This window comes from Gemmatimonadota bacterium (genome assembly GCA_026706345.1).
GTDB lineage: Bacteria > JAAXHH01 > JAAXHH01 > JAAXHH01 > JAAXHH01 > JAAXHH01.
Genome location: JAPOYX010000073.1, coordinates 1 through 2,977 on the forward strand (window position 1 = coordinate 1; position 2,977 = coordinate 2,977).

Here is a 2,977-nt window from a genome sequence, read left to right on the forward strand (position 1 = left end):
CGAGATCCATGAAAACCGGTGCTGCCTGTACAACGGCCGCCTTGAATGTTTCGGTCATGATCGGGTTCACCCTACGTGCATCAACGTTTCACCCTTTTGGTTCCAATGGCGGCAGGTGCTGGTGTCCTGTGACATCAATGGGCTAGAACCGGTATCGAACGGTAAGGCCGTATTCCCTGGGCCGGTTGTAGTTGGCTTCGTGGAAGCCCAGGCCGAAGTTCGAGTCGCCGCTTTCGATATACCGCTCATCGGTCAGGTTCTCGACGAAGGCGACGATGTCTGTCGATTCGCCCAACGAGAAACGCAGGGAGGCGTTCAGGGTGTCGTAGGCCTTCTGGAACAGGAAGGGGGAGTTCTGGGAGTCGTTGAACAAATCGTCGGTGTAGGCGTAGTCGAGCCGGAACGCCAGCTCGTTGGCCTGCCACGGAATGCTGTATTCGACCCCGGCAACGAACGTGTGCGACGGGGTGTTGACGAGTTTTGCGGACTCATCGATCGTGAGCGACAGGCCGGCAATGGGATTGATCTCGTCGTAATCGGCGTCGAGATACCCATAGCCGAGGTCGAGGCGCAGATTGGCCGTGAGAAGGGCCGTCAACTCGAGTTCCAGGCCGGCGATGCCCACGGAGCCCGAATTGGCGGTCACGGGGCCGCCGAGGCTGTCGAAGAAGGTGACCTGAACCTCCTGGTAATCCGAAAGGAACGCGGCCGCGTTCAGGCGCACCCGGTCGTCGAAGCCCTGCCACTTCACGCCGATCTCATGGGTGTCGAGCAGTTCCGGTTCGAAAGTGCGCGCCTGGGGCACGTACTCGACGTAGCGCAACACGAATCCACCGCTCTTGAACCCCTGGGAAAAGCTGTAGTAGACCAGCGTGCCGTCGGGGAGGCGGGCATCGAGCCCGAACTTCAGCGTGGTCTCCTTGAAGGTGTCGTCCAGCGCGCCGCTGCCGTTGCCGACGATCGGCAGAAGGCCGGGCCTGAATTCCCCGGTTTCCGTCACGGCGCCCGGGAAGAACGGCAGGGGATTGCCGGCGATGTCCGCGGCGATGTACTGGGTATAGACGAACTCCTTGTCATCCTTGGTATGCCGTACGCCCCCGGTGACCGAGAAGATGTCGTTCAGGTCCCAGGTTAGCTGCAGGTAGGCGGCCTGGCTGTCGTTGTCGACATCGGCGAGGTTGTGGATCGCGGCGGGAAACCCGATCGCGAGATCCGGCGTGGGCAGGAATACGGGCACGTAGACGTTGTCGGTGCCTTCCTCGTCGAGGGCATACAGCCCCGCCACGTAGGTGAGCCGTTCATCGAAGGCGGTTCCCGTGAGCTGCAGTTCGTGGGTGGTCTGCTCGTGGTCGTATTCGGGGTTCTGCGTTTCGGTGATGGCGTGCGGCGAGTTGTCGGGGTCGCGGTTGAAGGCGCCCTCGGTCTGCCGGTGGGCGAAGGTGTACTTGAGGTCGAAGGCGGCCCCGTGCCAGTTGGCGACGAAGGATACCCCGTCGAGTTCGAGTTTCGTGCCGGAGACGCCGGTGGCGTAGGTGATGTCGTCCTTGCCGTCGGTGATGTACTGGGCCAGATCGGCCATGCCCGCGCCGATGTCGCCGAACGTGGCGAGCCCGTAACCGACGGTGCCCGCACCGGGCGTGAATCCGCTGAGGGTGGACCCGGCGCTTCGCTCGTCGATTTCCGTACGGTCGACGCTCAACTGGAAATCCAGCCAGTCGGTGGGTTCGAACAGCACGACGCCCCGGACGGCAAACTCGTCATCGTCGCCGAGCTTGTCGCCGACCAGCACCCGGTCGACGAAACCGTCGCGGTTCTTTTCCGATACCGCCAGGGTCGCGCGAAGCTGCTCTGAAATGGGGAAATCGATGGATGCCCGCAGGTCGCGGCGCTCGAAATTGCCGCCCGTAAAGGAAAGCTGGCCGCCGAGTTCGTTGCCGGGCTTGCGCGCGGTGATGTTGACGGCGCCGCCCATGGTGTTGCGGCCGAACAGGGTACCCTGGGGCCCCCGCAGTACTTCGATGCGCTCGATATCGAGCACATCGAGGACACCGCCGGCCGATCGGGACATGTACACGCCGTCGACGTAGATGCCGACGCCGGGGTCGGTGGTGAGGCTGAAATCGGAATTGCCGATGCCGCGAATGAAAACGATGGCCCCGGACGACAGCCCGCTGATCGGGGAGGTGGTGTCGAACACCAGGTTCGGGGTGAAGTCGGCGATTTCGGAGATGTCCTCGAAGCCGCGGTCTTCGAGGGCGGTGGACGTAAAAGCCGTTACCGCAACCGGCGTGTCCTGCAGGCTCTCCTCCCGCTTCTGCGCGGTGACGATGATTTCTTCGATCACGGGGCGGGAATCCGTGACGGCCCCACCCTGCGCCAGGGCTTTTTCCGCGGCGGCCGACCCGTAACCGAGCAGCGCGAAGCCGAGGGTTCCCAGCAGCAAGTGTTTGGATCTTTCCATGTCGACATCCTCTCTCGCGTGCACTCTCGCGTGCACTCTGGCGTGCGCTCTGGCGTGCACTCTGGCGTGGTATTCGATCGATACCGTTCTGAGTCGGTTTCACTACGGATGATGCCCGAGGCCTACCGGGAAACCCTTGCAGAAAAAGGTACGATCTCTTGCCTAATCGGGCACGGGCGAGAAGGGAAAGTTCCCTTCCCCGCGCAAGTACGGTGTGCGCCGGTGCGCTACGGATGGGTGAATCGTAGGCGTCTGGGGGACTGAAGGAACCCCGGCCGGGCGCCCGAGGTGCTTTATCCGAAACGGCCCGGAAACCGTGCAATCTTCCATCGACAAGGGACCCTCTCCAGTTTGTATTGCGAAAGCGGTGCTACAGAACGTAGTTTTCAGCAGAAAGCAATACGCTGAATGGTTGAGACAGCAGGCATCCCGGCAAATGTTGAATTGACCGTGCGTGAACCGGGGTAAATCTCCTACAGACAGGGATCGGCGCACGAGTAAAATTCGACCTTATTG

General features: G+C 61.9%; 1 protein-coding gene. It reads right to left on the reverse strand.

The annotated features are described in order from the left end of the window. Nucleotides 1-142: 142 nt before the first annotated feature. Nucleotides 143-2,461 carry a TonB-dependent receptor gene (locus OXG98_05960; GenBank protein MCY3771545.1) on the reverse strand — a complete coding sequence of 773 codons (2,319 nt, stop codon included), beginning with the start codon at nucleotides 2,459-2,461 and terminating at the stop codon, nucleotides 143-145. Nucleotides 2,462-2,977: the final 516 nt, after the last annotated feature.